The following is a 16,241-nucleotide window of genomic DNA, read 5'->3' as shown; positions in this document are numbered from 1 at the left end:
GTGTTCCACCGGCGTACTCGGATTCCGGCGGCGTACTCGGAGGCGCTCAGGCGCTGCACACGGCCGTGCTCAGGCGTTGTACCGGGCCAGATAGGTCGCGAACCGCACCAGGTCCTCCTGCGGCCAGCCCGCGAGCCGCTCCCGGAACGCCGCCCGGCGGCTCTCGGTGACCTGGGCCAGGATGTGCCGCCCCGCCTCCGTCAGGTGCAGCACCTGGACCCGGGCGTCGTCCGGGTCGGGGCGCCGCTCGACCAGGCCGGCCCGCTCCAGGGCGGTCACCTGGCGGCTGACGGTGGACTTGTCCAGCGCGTAGTGCGCGGCCAGGTCGGTGGCCCGGCAGCCGTCCCGCTCCTCCAGATGCCCGAGCAGGGTGTACGACACCAGCGACAGCTCGGGGTGCATACGGCCCGCCGAGGCGCGGGCCCGCCGGGCGAAGGCGGTCAGCTCGCGGTGGATGATCTCCTCGGCCCTGTCGGGTGCTGTCACGGGACCTCCCTCACTTACTTGGTTGCATCATACAACTTGCCGGCGGGTGCCGGTGCGGTAGTGTGGCCGACGGCCGCGGACCGTCCCGGCCGTCGTGACCGAGGAGGTGGGACCCATCACCGCTGTGTCGGCCCGGGCGTTCTCCTCCCTCGACCGCCGGATCACCTCCGGCAGGTGACCGCGAGAGCGCCCTTCGGTACCCGAAAGGCTCCTCGTCCTCCATGTCGTCACCGTCTTCTTCGTCATCGTCTTCACCGTCTTCTTCCGCTCCCTCCCGCGAGTACGTCGTCGCCGCGCTGCGCGCCGCCGGCTGTGTCTTCGCCGAGGACGAGGCGGAGCTGATCCTCGCCGCCGCCCGCACCCCCGGGGAGATCACCGCCCTGGTGGACCGCCGGGTCACCGGCCTGCCCCTGGAACTCGTCGTAGGCTGGGCCGAGTTCCGCGGCCTGCGGATAGCCGTGCGGCCCGGGGTGTTCGTCCCCCGGCGCCGCACCGAGTTCCTCGTCGAGCAGGCCCTGGCGCACGCCCCGGACGCGTCCGTCGTCGTCGACCTGTGCTGCGGCTCGGGCGCGGTCGGCGCCGCCCTGGCCGCCGCGCTCGACGCTCCCGAGGTGCACGCCGCCGACCTCGACCCGGCCGCGGTGCGCTGCGCCCGCCGCAACCTCGCCGCGGCCGGCGGCCGGGTGTACGCCGGGGACCTGTTCGAGGCGCTGCCCGGCACCCTGCGGGGCCGCGTCGACCTGCTCGCGGCCAACGTGCCCTACGTGCCCACCGCCGAGGTCCCCCTGCTGCCCGCCGAGGCCCGCGACCACGAGCCGCCGCTCGCCCTCGACGGCGGCGCCGACGGCCTCGACGTACTGCGCCGGGTCGCCGCCGGCGCGGGGGACTGGCTGGCGCCCGGCGGCTGTCTGCTGACCGAGACCAGCGAACGGCAGGCCCCCGCCGCCCTCGACGCCTTCACCCGGGCCGGTCTGACGGCCCGGCTGGCGGTCTCGGAGGAGCTGTACGCCCACGTGGTGACGGGGGTGCGAAGGTAGCGCCCCGCCGCCTGCCCGGGCCGCTGTCCTCAGGCGGGCGGCAGCTGTTCGGTCATGCGCAGCTGGTCGATCACACTGGCCAGCTGGGCCGCCGCGGCCGCGTCGGCGGCGTCGGGGTCGCCGGCGGTGACGGCGTCGATGATGGCCAGCAACTGGGGCAGTGACTCCTGGGGGCGCCCGGAGCGCAGCGCGAGGCGGAACTGGAAGCGCACCATCTGCACGTTGAGCCGCTCCAGCTGGCGTTTGGCGATGGTCTGACCGCTGAACTCGATGACTAGGTCGTGCAGCTTGCGGTTGAGCGCCGAGTAGGCGTGGAAGTCCTCCGCGGCGACTGCCGCGCGCAGTCGCGCGCCGAGCTCGATCAGCTCGGCGCGCTGCGCCGGCGTCGCGTGCTCGGCCGCCCTGCGCGCGCACAGCCGCTCCAGCACGGAGCGGCACTCGGTGATCTGGATGGCCTCCTGGACCGATATCACCCGCACGCTGGCGCCGCGGTTGGGCACCAGCTCCACCAGGTCGTCGGAGGCGAGGTCGAACAGCGCCTCGCGCACGGAGCTGCGGGTCACCCCCAGCTGATCGGCCAGGTCCTGCACCACGAGCCGCTGCCCCGGCAGCAGGTCGCCGGCCCACAGGGCCTGCCGGATGTGCGTGCTGACGTGAAGGCGCGCGGCCGCACCCTTGATCTGCGTGCTGGTCACCTGCTGCTGATCCCTCTCTCCCGGAATCCGTCCGTCAAGACCTGGTCCGCAGAACGCCGACACGGTCGCCGATCCTATCATCAGCGATACTTGCGAAAGGATTGCTGAAAATATTGCCGCCAAAATCATTGACCATGATTGCGGCACCCGGTTAGCGTCCCGTTCTGCCGGCGCGGTGCTCTTCGTCCACCGGATCCGTGCGACTCGCGGTCCCACGGCCCGCGCTCCGGCGACTGAAAGGACAGGACCCTCCATGCTGGTGATCGACAGCCACACCCACGTCATCTCGCCCGACACCGGGCGCTACCCGGCCGCCCCGATCGGCGGGCGCCGCTCGGACTGGTCGCAGCGCCGCCCGGTGGACATCGACGGACTCGTCCGCGCGCTGGACGACGCCGGGATCGCGAAGGCGGTGGTGGTGCAGGCCTCGACGGTCTACGGCCATGACAACCGGTACGTCGCCGAGGCGGTACGGGCCCACCCCGACCGGTTCATCGGGGTGTACTCGATCGACGCCCTGGCGCCGGACGCCGTCGAGCGCATCAGGCACTGGCAGGCCGAGGGTCTTTCCGGCTTCCGGCTCTTCACCACCGGCACCACGATGCCCGGCCAGGCGGACTGGCTGGGGCACGAGGACTCCTATCCCGCCTGGGCCCATGCCGAGGAGCACGGCATACCGGTCTGCCTGCAGATGACGATGCAGGGCCTGCCCACGCTCCGCGAGCTGATGAAACGATTCCCCGGGGTGCGGGTGCTGCTGGACCACTGCGCCCGCCCCGACCTGTCCGACGGCCGGCCCTACCGGCGTGCCGAGGACCTGTTCGCGATGGCGGAGTTCCCCGGCGTCCACCTCAAGCTCACCCACCGGGCGCTGGACGCGGCGGCGGCGGGCGGATCCGTCCCCGCCGAGTTCCTGGCGGACCTGGTCGCGGCCTACGGCGCCGACCGGATCGCGTGGGGCTCCAACTTCCCCGCGGCCGAGGGCACACCGGCCGAACTCCTGGCGCAGGCCCGGAAAGCGGCCTCGGAGCTGCCGGGAGCCGACCAGGACCTGGTCTTCGGCGGTACGACCGCCGCGTTCTACGCCCCCGCCGCGCCGACGGGAGCCTCCCGATGACTGACCTCCCCGTCCTGCGCACCGTCCTGGGCGACTACCCGCACACGGCCCCGCTGAAGAACGGCGACGTGCGCAGCGCCCGGGTGCGCCTCGACTTCCTGCCCGTCGCACCCATCCACCGGGCGTTCGCGCCGATGGTGCGCGACGCGGCCTACGACCTGTGCGAACTGGCCGTCGTGACCGCCCTGCAGGCCGTCGCCCACGGCCGCCCCGTGGTCCTGCTGCCCGCCGTGGTCGCCGCCCGCTTCCAGCGCGGCTGCCTCATCGCCCACGCCTCACGTCCGGTACGGCCCGAGGAACTGAAGGGCAAGCGCGTCGGAGTGCGGTCGTACACGCAGACCACCGGGATGTGGGTGCGCGCCCACCTCGCCGAGGACTACGGCCTGGCCGCGCGGGACGTGCACTGGATCACCCGCGAGGGCGCGCACGTGGCCCAGTACGCCGACCCGGCGTTCGTCACCCGTGAGTCGCACGCCGCGAGCCTGCCCGACCTGCTGCGCGCGGGGACCGTCGACGCCGCCGTCCTCGGCAACGACCTGCCCGAGGGCGACGAGTTCGTCCCGGTCTTCCCCGACGCCGCCGCCCGCGACCGGCAGTGGTGGCGGCAGCACGGCTTCATGCCGGTCAACCACATGGTGGCGGTGGCCGCCTCGACGTGCCGCGAGAACCCGGCCGCCGTACGGGAGGGCTACGCGCTGCTGCGGCGTGCGGACGCCGCCGCGGCACGGGCCGACGGCGCGCCCCGCCCCACGCTCTTCGGGTGGGACCGCCTGCGCGGGCCCCTCGAGTCGGTGATCGACGCCTGCCTCGCCCAGGGGCTGCTGCCCCGGCGACTCAGCCCCGAAGAGGTCTTCGGCCCGGCCAGGGAGGTGCTCGGAAGCGACGCGGACTGACCCGTACGGCCCTCGACTCCCCTGTCGGCACCGGACATTCAACGGAGAAACCGGAAACGATGAGCGAAACCACTTCCACGGCAGCCCCCGCCGCCGGGGGCACTCCCGCGCAGGACCCGAAGAAACGCCCGCCGTTCTACCGCGACCTGGCCTTCCAGGTGCTCGCCGGAGTCGCGCTGGGCGTCCTGGTGGGCGCGGTGGTGCCCTCGGTCGGACAGCATGTGCAGTTCCTCGGGGACATCTTCATCCATCTGATCCAGATGGTGGTCGGCCTGATCATCTTCTGCACGGTGACCCACGGCATCGCCAGCGTCCGTGATCTGGGCAAGGTCGGCCGCATCGCGATCCGGTCCCTGGTGTACTTCGAGGTCATCACCACGGTCGCGCTCGTGATCGGTCTCGTCGTGGTCAACGTGCTCAAGCCGGGCTCCGGCATGCACATCGACCCGTCGTCCCTGCACGCCGACCCCGCCGCCACGGCGCCCGCGAAGTCGGAGGGCTTCGACGACTTCCTCGTCGGTCTGGTGCCGACCTCGGCGGTGCAGGCCTTCGCCGAGAGCAGCATCCTGCAGATCCTGGTCTTCTCCGTACTGTTCGCCTGCGGGCTGGCCTCCGTCGGCGACAAGGCGCAACCGGTGCTCGACGTGGTGTCGACGGTGCAGCAGGCACTGTTCTGGATCATCCGCAAGGTGATGCGCATCGCGCCGCTGGCCGCCTTCGGCGCCATCGGTTACACGGTGTCCGAATACGGTCTGGGGACCCTGCTCTCACTCGGCCGGCTGGTGGCGGTCTTCTACCTGATCGTCGTGCTGTTCTTCGTCCTCGTCCTGTGGCCGGTCGCGCGCTACGCGGGGGTGAGCCTGTGGAAGGTGCTGCGGTACTTCCGCGCGGAACTGGTGCTGGTGCTCGGCACCAGTTCCTCGGAGAGTGTCTTCCCGCAGCTGACGGCCAAGCTGAAGAACCTCGGCGTGGACGAACCCGTGGTGGGTCTCGTGCTGCCCACGGCCTACAGCTTCAACCACGACGGTACGTGCCTGTACTTCGCGGCGGTGTCCGTCTTCCTCGGCCAGGCCACCGGGGCCGACCTGAGCTGGACGGCCCAGCTCGGGCTGCTGGTGGTGCTGCTGCTCACCTCCAAGGGCGGCGCCGGGGTGTCCGGATCCGCGATCGCGGTGCTGGCGCTGACGCTCAGCGCGACCCACGCCATCCCGGTCAGCAGCATCGCCCTGGTCCTCGGCGTCCACAGCATCCTCTCGGCCGCCTTCGTCTTCACCAACATCGCCGGGAACTGCGTGGCCACCCTCGTCGTCGGCAAGTGGGAGAAGGCGATCGACCGGGAACGGCTGCGCACGCAGCTCGACGCCGGGTACCAGGTGGCGGCGTAGCCCGCGGGCACGGCGGCCGGCGGCCCGCACCTCGCCGCCGGGGCCGGCGGACGAGTACGCTCCGCCGGTTCCCGACGGCCCGCGGCCCGGCCCGGTGCCGGACCGGCGTCCGCCGCTGCCGGGCCCGCGCGGGGCCGTTCGCGCCGCCGCCCGCGAGAAGGGCCGGCCGCCCGCGGAGGACGGCCGTACCCGACCGGGGCGGGCACCGGCCTGCGCCGTCCTCCGGGGGAGACGCCAGGCGTCCTCCGGGGAGACCCCCGGCGTCCTCTGGGAAGACCCCAAGGTTGGTCTGTACATGACCCGCCGGGCCGGGTCACACTGTGCGCCGAGCGCTTCCCTCCCCGGAAGAACTCCCTGCCGCCCCCCCACCGAGGAGCCGACCCATGCCCCTTGCCGTCCGGCAACGTTGTCAGGCAGCCCTGGCCGGGATCGCCGTCTGTGCCCTTGCCGCCGTGCTCGCCGCCGCCCCGCCCGCCTCGGCCGACTCCTCGGCCGCCGCCGACACCTGGACCGAGGTGGGCTCCGACCGGGCCGACCCGCTGACCGAGAGCCAGGGCCTGGCCTCCGTCGAGGTCCCGGCCAACAGCGCCAACCGCTACACCGGCATCGGCACCATCCCGCTCTCCCTGTCCGGCCGCGGCTGGAACCACGTCGGCGACCCCGACGCCTCCTACGACGGCCACTACATCGAGCCGTACCAGCGCGACGACGGCGCCGCGAAGCTGTACCGGGTGCAGGCGCCGGACGGGAGCTGGGCGGAGTACACCCACGCGCTGAGTGCCGGCGAGGCGCTGAACAACTCCTGGGCCGCGATCTCCCCCGACGGCCAGTGGATGCTGTCCGGCGAGTGGGGCACCATGAGCCGGCTGCTGGTCTTCCCGACCCCGGGCGTCAACCCCGCCACCTCGCCCGCCGCGAACCTCCCGCAGGCCGCCACCGTGCGCCTGGACCGTCCGGTACGCGATGTCCAGGGCTGCGACTTCGTCACCGCGACCCGGCTGCTGTGCTCCTCCGACGACCCGGCGGGCACCCTCTTCGGCATCACCAAGCCGCTCCTCCAGATCGACCTGTCCGCCGCCCCGAACGGCACCGCCGACGTCACCGGCCAGGTCACCGCCCTCCGGCAGCTCCCGCTGCGCAGCTCCTGCTCGGGCACCTTCGAGGCCGAGGGCATCGACTACGACCGCCGCACCGGCACCCTGCGGGTCATCGTCGTGTCGCCGGGCTTCTGCGTGCTGACCGACAGCAAGACGTACCGCCTCACCCGCGGCTGAGCCGCCGCGCCCCGCCCCGGACGGCGCGCGGTAGTGCTCCGCCCGGGGTGGTGCTTTTCTTGGTGGGTGGGGGGCACGGCCCGAGAGGAGCGACCATCATGGACGCCGAGCGAACCCACCCGGAATCCGTCTCGGTGGAACTGAGCGGATGCAGCAAGGAAGACGCCCGGACCGTCTTCGACACCCTGTGCGCCTGCTACACGTCCGACCGGTGCGCGGACGACGTCCCCCGGGACTGCCACGAGGTGCGCCCCACCGTGTGGCTCGGCACCTTCGACGTCTCCGACGACCTGCCCGGCGAGTGCGGCCCGACCCGGCTGGACGCCACGGTCGACGCCGACGTGCAGGGCGGCTACTGGGCGATCGAACGGTTCCGCACCACCCTGGACTCCCTGTTCACCGTGCGGGACCTGAGCACGGCCTCCGGGGACCAGGAGCGGGAGCTGCACGTCCGGCTCGAGAACCACCGCTGACGGCCCCGGGCCCTCCGTACGCGACGCACCCGCTTTATGCAACTAGTTGCAAAAAGGGTTGGGCGTCCTCTACAACAGAGGCACGTCACCGCCGCGCACGGAGGGCCCGATGAGCCGCTACCCGCACCTGCTGAGCCCGCTGGACCTGGGCTTCACCACGCTGCCCAACCGGGTCCTGATGGGCTCCATGCACGTGGGCCTGGAGGAGGCCGAGCGCGGCTTCGAGCGGATGGCCGCCTTCTACGCCGCCCGGGCGCGCGGCGGCGTGGGCCTGATCGTCACCGGCGGCATCGCCCCCAACGACGAGGGCCGCCCGTACGAGGGCGGCGCCAAGCTCACCACCGGGGCGGAGGCCGAGCGGCACCGGGTCGTCACCGACGCCGTGCACCGCGAGGGCGGCCGGATCGCCCTCCAGATCCTGCACTTCGGCCGGTACGCCTACCACCCGGACCTGGTCGCCCCCAGTCCGCTGCAGGCCCCGATCAGCGCCCATGTCCCGCGCGAGCTGACCGACGCCGAGGTCGAGCGGACCATCGACGACTACGTCCGCACCGCCCGCCTAGCCCGCGCGGCCGGCTACGACGGCGTCGAGATCATGGGCTCCGAGGGCTATCTGATCAACGAGTTCATCGCCGCCCGCACCAACCACCGCACCGACCGCTGGGGCGGCACCTACGAGAACCGCACGCGCTTCCCGGTGGAGATCGTCCGCCGGGTGCGCGAGGCGGTCGGCGCGGACTTCATCCTCGTCTACCGGCTCTCCATGCTGGACCTGGTCCCGGGCGGCTCCACGCTCGACGAGGTGGTCGCCCTCGCCAGGGCCGTCGAGGCCGCCGGGGCGACCATCATCAACACCGGCATCGGCTGGCACGAGGCCCGGGTCCCCACCATCGCCACCTCGGTGCCGCGCGGCGCCTACGCCTGGGTCACCCGGCGGCTGATGGGCGAGGTGTCCGTCCCGCTCGTCACCACCAATCGCATCAACACCCCGGAGCTGGCCGAGGAGTTGCTCGCCGAGGGCACCGCCGACATGGTGTCGATGGCCCGCCCGATGCTCGCCGACGCGGACTTCGTCGCCAAGGCGGCGGCCGGCCGGCCCGAGGCCATCAACACCTGCATCGGCTGCAACCAGGCCTGCCTGGACCACACGTTCAGCGGGAAGATCACCTCCTGCCTGGTCAACCCGCGCGCCTGCCACGAGACGGAACTCGTCCTGGCCCCCACCCGCACCCGCAGGCGCGTCGCCGTCGTCGGCGCCGGACCGGCGGGACTCGCCTGCGCGGTGACCGCGGCCGAACGCGGCCACCACGTCACCCTGTTCGACGCCGCGCCCGAGATCGGCGGCCAGCTCAACGTCGCCCGCCGGGTCCCCGGCAAGCAGGAGTTCGACGAGACGCTGCGCTACTTCCGCACCCGCCTCGACGACCTGCGTGTCGACGTCCGCCTCGGCACCCGCGTCACCGCCGCCGACCTGGCCGGATACGACGAGACGGTGGTCGCCACCGGCGTCACCCCGCGGGTCCCCGACATCCCCGGCGTCGATCACCCGAGCGTCCTCGGCTACCTGGACGTCCTGCACGGCGGCGCCCCGGTCGGCGACCGCGTCGCGGTCCTCGGCGCCGGCGGCATCGGCTTCGACGTGGCCGCCTACCTCACCGACCCCGGCGACCGGGCGCACGCCGACCCGGCGACGTACTTCCGGCACTGGGGCGTGGACACCGGCTACCGCGCGCCCGGCGGCCTGGCCGCGCCCGCGCGCCCCGCCCCGCCGCGCACCGTCCACCTGCTCCAGCGCCGGACCAGCAAGGTCGGCGCCGGCCTGGGGAGGACCACCGGCTGGATCCACCGCGCCGAACTGAAGCACCGCGGCGTCACCATGATCCCGGGCGCCCGCTACGACCGGATCGACGACGCCGGACTGCACGTCACCGTCGGCGGCGAGCGCACCGTCCTGGAGGTCGACACCGTCGTCCTGTGCACCGGCCAGGAACCGCGCCGGGACCTCTACGACGAACTGCTCGCGGCCGGCCGCCGCCCGCACCTGATCGGCGGCGCCGACGTGGCCGCCGAACTGGACGCCAAGCGCGCCGTCAAGCAGGGCACGGAGCTGGCGGCGGCGCTGTAGGGGCGGCCGCGGCCGTCCCTAGGATGAGCCCATGTCACTCCCGCACGCGATCCTCACCGCCCTGCTCGAAAAGCCGTCGTCGGGACTGGAACTGACCCGCCGGTTCGACCGGTCGATCGGCTACTTCTGGTCGGCGACGCACCAGCAGATCTACCGCGAGCTGGGCAGACTGGAGGACGGCGGACTGATCCGGGCACTGCCGGCCGAGCAGCCGGCCCGCGGCCAGAAGAAGGCGTACGAGGTGCTGCCCGCCGGCCGCGCCGAGCTGGCCCGCTGGACCGCGGCCGCCCAGGACCCCAAGCCGCTGCGGGACGTGCTGCTGCTGCGGCTGCGCGCCGCGGCCGTGGTCGGCACCGCGGGGATCGAGCCGGATCTGCGCCGTCATCTGGAGCTGCACGAGGCGCAGTTGGCCGAGTACGCGGAGATCGAACGACGGGACTTCCCGCCCGGCCGGGACGGTGCCGAGGACCGGCTGCGGCATCTGGTGCTGCGGGCCGGCATCGACCTGGAGACCTTCTGGACCCGGTGGCTGCGGCAGGCGCTGGCCGACCTCCCGGAACTGCCGGACCCGGCGGCCGGGCGCCCCGGGTGAACCGGGCGCCCCGGGTGAACCGGGCGGCCCGGATGAACCGGCGGCCCGGGTGATCAGAACCGGTACGGCTTCGAGCGGCGGCGCAGGAACCAGGCGGTCGCGATGACCCCGGAGCCCACCAGCGCGCCGCCCGCCACCAGCGTGGCCGTGCCGTAGTCCTTGACGGCCCCGCCGACGCCGCCCATGACGCCCCGGGACGGCGAGGCCGACGCGGAGACCGGCGGCCGGCTCGTCGCCGACGGCGAGGCGGACCGGGAGACGATCACGGTCTGGGTGCCGGCGGTGCTGTTGTTCGAGCACATGACGATGACCGTGTAGGTGCCGGGGCTGACGCCCGACCACGCGGCCGTCTGGCTCGCACTGGTGCCCGACAGCGCCACTTGGCGGCCCTGGGCGAAGCTGGACTGGCCGCTGCCCAGCAGGGAGGCCGTGCCCCAGCTGCCGTTGAGCTGGGCGCAGGCGGTGGTGGTGACCGACACCGTGGACCCGGTGGTGCTCACCGAGATACCGGGGCCGGCGGCGGCCGGGTGGGCGGTCAGGGCGAGGGGCAGCGCGGCGGCTGCCACGATCGGGCCGGAGCGGAGAAGCGGCTGAGAGATGCGCATGGTGACTGCCCTTTCGACAGCACGGCCGGCGGCACATCCCTTGCGCCGCCGAGTCAGGAACGGCCCGTGCCGTCTCACCGGCAGCCAACAGGGCGAGCGTCCGCACCGCATGCCGAGCGCATCCGGGCAGGTGACGGCCGCGGACTCAGTCCTCGCCGGTGGTGACGGTCCGCTGCGCGGAGTACCCGCCCCAGGTGCCGTCGGGCAGTTTCGCCCGCACCCGCACCCGGTGCGTGACACCGGCCTCGCGCCCCGCGTAGAAGCTGTGCTCGGCCCGCTCGCGCGGCGCCTCACCGCCGTAGACGAGCGAGGTGGCCGGCTTCCCGTCGAGCTGGATCTGGTACTCGGTCACCACGCCGTCGGTGACCGGCGGCACCCAGCTGAGGTCGATGTGGTACGCCCCGTCGGCGCGGTGGCTGCCCGCGCGCAGCCCGGTGGGCGCGGTGGCCCGCCCGTCGTCGCTGCCCGGCGTGGTCACCCGGACCGCGGTGCCGGCCGGCGAGACGTTGCCGGCCGCGTCCCGGGCCCGGACCGTGAACGCGTAGGCGTGACCGGGCCGCAGCCCCGTCACCACGGCCGCCGTCTGGTCCCCGCCGACGCTGTGGATCTTCGTGCCGCCCTGCTGGATGTCGTAGGAGACCACCTCCCGGTCGTCCGGCGCCGCGGTCCAGGAGAGCTGGACCGCACGGCCGCCGGCGGCCCGCGCCGCGAGGTGCGACGGCGCGGCGGGCGGCACGCGGTCCTCCGCGACGGCCGCCGGCGTGGTCGCCCGCACCGCCCCGCTGGGCGGCCCGGTCCGCCCGTCCGCGTCGCGCGCCCGCACGGTGAAGGCGTACCCGGTGGACGGACTGAGCCGGGTGACGTCCACCATGCGCTCGGTGCCGGACACCTCGCGCACCTTCGTCCGCCCGCGGTAGACCTCGTAGCCGTCGGCCCCGGCGACCGCGTTCCACATCACGTGCACGGTGGTCGCGGTCCCCGCCTCGGCGGTGACCCCGGTCGGCGCCCCGGGAGGCGGCTGGTCCCCGCCCTCCGCCGCGGTTCCCCAGCCGCAGGAGACGGCCAGCGCCGACGCGGCGCAGAGCAGGGCGACACGGCGCGGGACGGCCCGGGGGCGCGGGCGCCGGCGGTCGGCGGGAGCGGATACGGCTGGCACGATGCTGCCTCCCCGGGGCGATCCGATGGTCTTACGACAATGGTCCGGACCAATATGACGCCGGTGACGCGGTCACATCAAGAGGGCGGTGTGCGCGGTCACCCGGAGGAGTTACGTATGCTGAGGTCCAGGACGGTTCAACTTCCCGCCTCGACGGGACAGTTGGGCCCGACGGCGCGAACCGCTGTCGTCGCTGTGCCGCGCCGTGCGGGCGGCCGGAGCCGGTCAGGCGCCGGCCGCCCGTCTCTCGTCGGCGGGCCGGGCGTGCACCGTCTGGCCCTCCCCTGGTGGCCGTGGGCCGGACGCGGCCGGAGATTGGGCTGAGTACCCGTCAGTTCTCGCCGACGCCCCAGGAGAGACCATGGTGCGTGTCCAGACCGCCCAGTCGCTCGCGCTCGTCGCGGCCGGTGCCGCCCTGCTCGCCCCGACGACGCTGCCCGACGCGCCCCCGCCCCGCCCCGGCGCCGGACCGCAGGCCCGCCCCGCTTTCCAGGAGGTCCGGGAGAGACCCGGCGACGACGCCGTCACCGCCGCCGGCCTGCTGGCCAGGACCCGGCACTGCGACCCCGTGTCGCCCGGCCGCTTCCGCGGCGACGCCGGGAAACCGGCGGCCATCCCGGTCTGCGGCACGTCCGGCGCGGTGTTCTTCGAGGCCGACCTCGACATCGACTGCGACGGCCGGCCCGGCGCCCGCTGCAACCGCGCCACCGACCCGGTCTTCACCCCCGCCACGGCCTTCGCGCAGTCCGACGGCCGGCCGCTGGACGCCGAACACCTGCCGTACGTCGTCGTGCCCGGGGCCGGCGCCGGCTGGGACCACCGGGACCACGGCATCACCGGCGGCTCGGTGGCGGCCGTGGTCTACCGGGACCGGGTGCGGTACGCGGTGGTCGGCGACGTGGGCCCGCGCGGCCTGGTCGGCGAGGGGTCCTACGCCCTGGCGGAGGAACTCGGCATCCGGCCCGACCCGCGCGGCGGCGGAGTGCCCTCCGGCGTCACGTACATCGTCTTCAAGGACAGCCGGGTCGGCTCCGCCGAGGACCGGCCGGCCGCCGAGCGGGCGGGGCGGCGGCTGGCCCGGCAGTTCCTGCGCGGCGACCGGTGACCGCCCCGGGCTCAGACCGCCGACCAGCCGTCGTCCACCGGCAGGATCGCGCCGTTGATGTTGCTCGCCGCGTCCGAGGCGAGGAACACGATCGCCGCGGCCTGCTCCTCCGGCCGTGAGACCCGGCCCATGTTGACGTAGTGCGCGCCGATCGTGGCCGGCCCGGACGCGGCCTGGTCGGCGTCGACGGAGATGGCGGTCGCCGTACCGCCCGGGCAGATGGCGTTGGCCCGGATGCCCTTCCCCCGGTACATCACGGCCAGGGACTTGGTCAGCCCCACCACGCCGTGCTTGGAGGCGGTGTACGCGGCACCGGCGGCGCTGCCGCGCAGGGCCGCCTCGGAGGCCGTGTTGACGATGGCGCCCCGGCCCGCCGCCAGCATGTGCGGCAGCACGGCGCGGGTGAGCTGGAACGGGGCGGTGAGGTTGACCCGCAGCACCCGCTCCCACTCCGCGTCGGCCACGTCCGCCAGTGCCGACATGCGGTCCATGATCCCGGCGTTGTTCACCAGGACGTCCACCCCGCCGAACCGCTCCACGGCGGTGGCCGCGACCCGGTCGACGACCGCCTGGTCGCTCAGGTCCCCGGTGACGGCCACCGCCGTGCCACCGGCCTGCTCGATCTCCTTCACCACCGCCGCCGCGCCCTCGGCGTTGAGGTCGGCCACCACCACCCGGTCGCCCTGCCCGGCGAAGGCCAGTGCGGCGGCCCGCCCGATACCCGATCCCGCCCCCGTGACGATCACGCTGCGCCCGCCGGTCATGTGGTGCTCCTCAGTTCGAAGTGACGGGGCGCAATGCCCCTCGTCCGCACCCTACGACTTAATGTCTCCAAGCGACAAAAAGTGGTGGGGGAGAATCCCCGTGCAGCGACCACCGGTGCCCGAGGGAAGGCGGAGAACGACGTGAGCGCAGGCCGCGGACGGACGGGGCGACCGCCCCTGACCGAGGAACGCAAGGCCGAGATCCGGCTGGAGATCGCCCACGCCGCGGTGGACCTCTTCGTGGCGCGAGGGGTCGCCGCCACCACCGGCGAGCAGATCGGCCAGGCGGTCGGCGTCTCCGCGCGGACCGTCTGGCGCTACTTCCCCAGCAAGGAGAGCTGCGTACGGCCGCTGCTCACGGCCGGCGTCGAGCTGATCGCGGACGCGCTCCGCCACTGGCGGCCGGGCCGGCCACTGGAGGAGGCCCTCGACTTCGCCGCCGGACAGGCGCTGGCCGGCCCGGCGCCCGCGACGGTCGGCGCCCTCGTCCGGCTCACCCGTACCGAACCGGGGCTCCGCGCGGTCTGGCTCCAGACCCACGACGAGGCCGAGCCCGCGTTCGCCCGCGCCCTCGCCGAACGGGCCGGGCTGCCCGCCGGCGATCTGCGGCCGGTGATCCAGGCGGCCATGTTCAACGCGGCGCTGCGGGTGGCGGTCGAACACCACGCCTGGCACACGGCCGGTGCCCGCGCCGCCGGCACCCCCGCCGGCACCCCCGCCGACCCGGCGACGGCCCGGGCGCAACTGGCCGGGACGCTGCGCGTGGCGCTGGCGGTGGTGGGGGAGGGGCTGGGATGAGGAGGGCCGAGGTGCCCTCACGCCTTCCGGTTTCGGGAAGTTTCCCGGTCCCGGGTGATCATCTGCTGGATCATGAGCGCAGACATCGTCAGCGGACATGACGAACGAAGAGGGGCGGATCCGTGCGTGACGTCGGCAAGCGAGTGAGCAAGGTCGAAGTGCGGCTCAAGTGGGACCCCAGTGCCTGGGACCAGCCGCCCCATCATCTCGACATCATCGCCACCACCTACTCCGCCCAGGCGCCGTACGGACCGCCGGTGTACGTCGTGCACTACGACAGCCGCTCACCGGACGGCACCATCAACATGAGCCGGCACAGCCGGACCGGGCAGGGCTTCGGCTTCGTCGAGGCGATGACCCTCGAACTCGACCGGCTGGCCGGGTCCTTCGCCCGGGTGATGGTGGGGGTGGTGATCCACCAGGACGCGGGGCACAAGACGTTCGGTGACATCTCCGGCACCGGAGTGGTGGTCGCCGAGGGCTACGGGGAGTTGCTGGCCGACGACCTGACAGGGGTCGCCGCGGCCACCGCGGCCACGGTCGCCGAGTTCACCAGGGACGCCGCCTCCGGGGCCTGGAGCTTCCACGAGGCGCTGCGCGGATTCGACAGCGACCCGGTGGTGTTCACCGCGGAGATGGGCGGTACGCCGCGGTCCTGAGCGGACGACGGTACCGGGCGTCTGTTGGACGACCGGTTCGCGGTCCCGGCCCGGTGGTCCCGCGCGCGGGACCACCGGTGACGGCCTCGGGGACGGCCGGTCAGGGCCGGGCGGTGAGGTAGCCGCCCATCGTGGTGAAGTACTCGGCCGCGGGGCACTCGCGGCCGTCCTCGGTCCGTACGCGGGTGAGGGCGAGGCCGTGGTTGCGGCCCCTGCGGGCGTCGGCGCCGGCGACGATCACCACGCCGTCGCCCTCGCGGTAGAAGACGCGGCCGGGAGTGCCGCCGTAGCGGCCCCGGGAGACGAAGGCGCCGAGGATCTCCAGGCGCCTGCCCTTGTGGAAGGTGAACGCGGCCGGGTACGGGGCGGACTGGGCGCGGACCAGGCGGTGCAGGTCCTCGGCCGGCCAGTTCCAGTCGATCCGGATGTCGTCCTCGGCGCGCTTGTGGAAGAAGGACGCCTGGGAGCGGTCCTGCGGGGTGAACTCGGTCTGCCCGGCGGCGATGCGGTCCAGCGCGCCGATGGTGACCGGGGCGATCAGGTCGACGGTCTTGTGGAACAGGTCGGTCGCCGTGTCCGCCGGTCCGACCGGGACGGCGCGCTGGAGCACGATGTCGCCCGCGTCGAGTTCCTCGTCCATCATGTGGGCGGTGACCCCGACCTCCGTCTCCCCGTTGAGGAGCGCCCAGATGAGGGGGGAGAAGCCGGCGTACTTCGGCAGCAGCGAGTCGTGCACGTTGAGGGTGCCGTGGCGGGGCAGCGCGTAGACGCGCGGCGGGATCCAGGTGCGCCAGTTGTTCGCCACGATGATGTCCGGGTCGGCCTTCTCGAGCAGGCCGACCAGTTCGTCGTCGTCGGGGCGGCTGCGGATGACGACCGGGACGCCGTGGGCGGCGGCCAGGTCGGCGACGGAGTCGCTCCAGATCTTCTCGTAGGCGTGCTCGCTCTTGGGGTGGGTCACCACCGTGACCACCTCGTGGTCGGAGTCCAGGAGGGCCTGAAGCGTCCGGTGTCCCCAGGTCTGGTAGCCGAACATGACGACCCGCATGAAGGTTCCTCCTAGGCGCGGCAGCTGAC

The 16,241-nt window shown here is 73.6% G+C and carries 17 protein-coding genes; 11 read left to right on the top strand and 6 right to left on the bottom strand.

The genetic code is table 11. The annotated features are described in order from the left end of the window. Positions 1–69: 69 nt before the first annotated feature. Positions 70–486 carry a MarR family winged helix-turn-helix transcriptional regulator gene (locus AB0G32_RS26575; protein WP_361168233.1) on the bottom strand — a complete coding sequence of 139 codons (417 nt, stop codon included), beginning with the start codon at positions 484–486 and terminating at the stop codon, positions 70–72. Positions 487–707: 221 nt separating this feature from the next. Between AB0G32_RS26575 and AB0G32_RS26570 the strand changes: the two genes are divergently transcribed. Then, positions 708–1,523 carry a putative protein N(5)-glutamine methyltransferase gene (locus AB0G32_RS26570; RefSeq protein ID WP_361168230.1) on the top strand — a complete coding sequence of 272 codons (816 nt, stop codon included), beginning with the start codon at positions 708–710 and terminating at the stop codon, positions 1,521–1,523. A gap of 29 nt (positions 1,524–1,552) precedes the next feature. Here AB0G32_RS26570 and AB0G32_RS26565 read toward each other — a convergent pair whose 3' ends face one another. After that, positions 1,553–2,218, bottom strand: coding sequence for a GntR family transcriptional regulator (locus AB0G32_RS26565; RefSeq protein ID WP_361168227.1), 666 nt, complete (start codon positions 2,216–2,218; stop codon positions 1,553–1,555). Between the two features lie 253 nt (positions 2,219–2,471). Between AB0G32_RS26565 and AB0G32_RS26560 the strand changes: the two genes are divergently transcribed. The 7 genes from AB0G32_RS26560 to AB0G32_RS26530 all read left to right on the top strand — a co-directional run bounded on the left by AB0G32_RS26560 (position 2,472) and on the right by AB0G32_RS26530 (position 10,077). Then, positions 2,472–3,335, top strand: a complete 864-nt coding sequence (locus AB0G32_RS26560; RefSeq protein ID WP_361168224.1) for an amidohydrolase family protein — start codon at positions 2,472–2,474, stop codon at positions 3,333–3,335. Next, positions 3,332–4,228 (top strand): hypothetical protein, encoded by an 897-nt coding sequence (locus AB0G32_RS26555; protein WP_361168221.1) that lies wholly within the window; start codon positions 3,332–3,334, stop codon positions 4,226–4,228. The genes AB0G32_RS26560 and AB0G32_RS26555 overlap by 4 nt, the downstream gene beginning before the upstream one ends. Positions 4,229–4,287: 59 nt before the next feature. Continuing rightward, positions 4,288–5,613 (top strand): cation:dicarboxylase symporter family transporter, encoded by a 1,326-nt coding sequence (locus AB0G32_RS26550; RefSeq protein ID WP_361168218.1) that lies wholly within the window; start codon positions 4,288–4,290, stop codon positions 5,611–5,613. Positions 5,614–5,996: 383 nt separating this feature from the next. Continuing rightward, the gene (locus AB0G32_RS26545) at positions 5,997–6,887 is read left to right on the top strand and encodes a hypothetical protein (protein ID WP_361168215.1); all 891 of its coding nucleotides are present in this window, start codon (positions 5,997–5,999) and stop codon (positions 6,885–6,887) included. A gap of 98 nt (positions 6,888–6,985) precedes the next feature. Next, positions 6,986–7,360 carry a hypothetical protein gene (locus tag AB0G32_RS26540; protein ID WP_361168212.1) on the top strand — a complete coding sequence of 125 codons (375 nt, stop codon included), beginning with the start codon at positions 6,986–6,988 and terminating at the stop codon, positions 7,358–7,360. Positions 7,361–7,469: 109 nt separating this feature from the next. Further along, complete coding sequence (locus tag AB0G32_RS26535) at positions 7,470–9,485, top strand: NADPH-dependent 2,4-dienoyl-CoA reductase (protein ID WP_361168209.1); 2,016 nt, start codon at positions 7,470–7,472, stop codon at positions 9,483–9,485. A 31-nt stretch (positions 9,486–9,516) separates the two neighbouring features. Further along, positions 9,517–10,077: a PadR family transcriptional regulator gene (locus AB0G32_RS26530; RefSeq protein ID WP_361168206.1), complete on the top strand. Its 561-nt coding sequence runs from the start codon at positions 9,517–9,519 to the stop codon at positions 10,075–10,077. A 53-nt stretch (positions 10,078–10,130) separates the two neighbouring features. Here AB0G32_RS26530 and AB0G32_RS26525 read toward each other — a convergent pair whose 3' ends face one another. Both AB0G32_RS26525 and AB0G32_RS26520 read right to left on the bottom strand, forming a co-directional pair. After that, positions 10,131–10,682: a hypothetical protein gene (locus AB0G32_RS26525; protein ID WP_361168203.1), complete on the bottom strand. Its 552-nt coding sequence runs from the start codon at positions 10,680–10,682 to the stop codon at positions 10,131–10,133. Between the two features lie 145 nt (positions 10,683–10,827). Beyond that, positions 10,828–11,838, bottom strand: a complete 1,011-nt coding sequence (locus AB0G32_RS26520; protein WP_361168200.1) for a fibronectin type III domain-containing protein — start codon at positions 11,836–11,838, stop codon at positions 10,828–10,830. A 361-nt stretch (positions 11,839–12,199) separates the two neighbouring features. On the opposite strand from AB0G32_RS26520, the gene AB0G32_RS26515 reads away from it, so the two are divergent. Further along, on the top strand, positions 12,200–12,943 hold the full coding sequence (locus tag AB0G32_RS26515; RefSeq protein ID WP_361168197.1) for a glycoside hydrolase family 75 protein: 744 nt from the start codon (positions 12,200–12,202) through the stop codon (positions 12,941–12,943). Between the two features lie 11 nt (positions 12,944–12,954). On the opposite strand, the gene AB0G32_RS26510 is transcribed toward AB0G32_RS26515, so the two are convergent. Then, complete coding sequence (locus tag AB0G32_RS26510; protein ID WP_361168194.1) at positions 12,955–13,707, bottom strand: SDR family NAD(P)-dependent oxidoreductase; 753 nt, start codon at positions 13,705–13,707, stop codon at positions 12,955–12,957. A 141-nt stretch (positions 13,708–13,848) separates the two neighbouring features. Between AB0G32_RS26510 and AB0G32_RS26505 the strand changes: the two genes are divergently transcribed. Both AB0G32_RS26505 and AB0G32_RS26500 read left to right on the top strand, forming a co-directional pair. Continuing rightward, entirely contained in the window at positions 13,849–14,505 is a 657-nt protein-coding gene (locus tag AB0G32_RS26505) for a helix-turn-helix domain-containing protein (protein WP_361168191.1), read from the top strand. A gap of 122 nt (positions 14,506–14,627) precedes the next feature. After that, positions 14,628–15,164 carry a TerD family protein gene (locus AB0G32_RS26500; protein ID WP_361168188.1) on the top strand — a complete coding sequence of 179 codons (537 nt, stop codon included), beginning with the start codon at positions 14,628–14,630 and terminating at the stop codon, positions 15,162–15,164. A gap of 100 nt (positions 15,165–15,264) precedes the next feature. Here the strand turns inward: AB0G32_RS26500 and AB0G32_RS26495 are convergent, their stop codons facing one another. After that, positions 15,265–16,212: a methionyl-tRNA formyltransferase gene (locus AB0G32_RS26495; RefSeq protein WP_361168185.1), complete on the bottom strand. Its 948-nt coding sequence runs from the start codon at positions 16,210–16,212 to the stop codon at positions 15,265–15,267. Positions 16,213–16,241 lie beyond the last annotated feature (29 nt).

The organism is Streptomyces sp. NPDC023723 (assembly GCF_040639815.1).
GTDB lineage: Bacteria > Actinomycetota > Actinomycetes > Streptomycetales > Streptomycetaceae > Streptomyces.
This window is presented reverse-complemented; position numbering and strand designations above follow the sequence as displayed.

Coding starts and splice junctions, on each gene's coding strand:
- AB0G32_RS26495 (WP_361168185.1), bottom strand. CDS start 16,212: ATGCGGGTCGTCATGTTCGGCTACCAGACCTGGGGACACCGGACGCTT.
- AB0G32_RS26570 (WP_361168230.1), top strand. CDS start 708: ATGTCGTCACCGTCTTCTTCGTCATCGTCTTCACCGTCTTCTTCCGCT.
- AB0G32_RS26555 (WP_361168221.1), top strand. CDS start 3,332: ATGACTGACCTCCCCGTCCTGCGCACCGTCCTGGGCGACTACCCGCAC.
- AB0G32_RS26535 (WP_361168209.1), top strand. CDS start 7,470: ATGAGCCGCTACCCGCACCTGCTGAGCCCGCTGGACCTGGGCTTCACC.
- AB0G32_RS26540 (WP_361168212.1), top strand. CDS start 6,986: ATGGACGCCGAGCGAACCCACCCGGAATCCGTCTCGGTGGAACTGAGC.
- AB0G32_RS26510 (WP_361168194.1), bottom strand. CDS start 13,707: ATGACCGGCGGGCGCAGCGTGATCGTCACGGGGGCGGGATCGGGTATC.
- AB0G32_RS26550 (WP_361168218.1), top strand. CDS start 4,288: ATGAGCGAAACCACTTCCACGGCAGCCCCCGCCGCCGGGGGCACTCCC.
- AB0G32_RS26515 (WP_361168197.1), top strand. CDS start 12,200: ATGGTGCGTGTCCAGACCGCCCAGTCGCTCGCGCTCGTCGCGGCCGGT.
- AB0G32_RS26530 (WP_361168206.1), top strand. CDS start 9,517: ATGTCACTCCCGCACGCGATCCTCACCGCCCTGCTCGAAAAGCCGTCG.
- AB0G32_RS26525 (WP_361168203.1), bottom strand. CDS start 10,682: ATGCGCATCTCTCAGCCGCTTCTCCGCTCCGGCCCGATCGTGGCAGCC.
- AB0G32_RS26560 (WP_361168224.1), top strand. CDS start 2,472: ATGCTGGTGATCGACAGCCACACCCACGTCATCTCGCCCGACACCGGG.
- AB0G32_RS26545 (WP_361168215.1), top strand. CDS start 5,997: ATGCCCCTTGCCGTCCGGCAACGTTGTCAGGCAGCCCTGGCCGGGATC.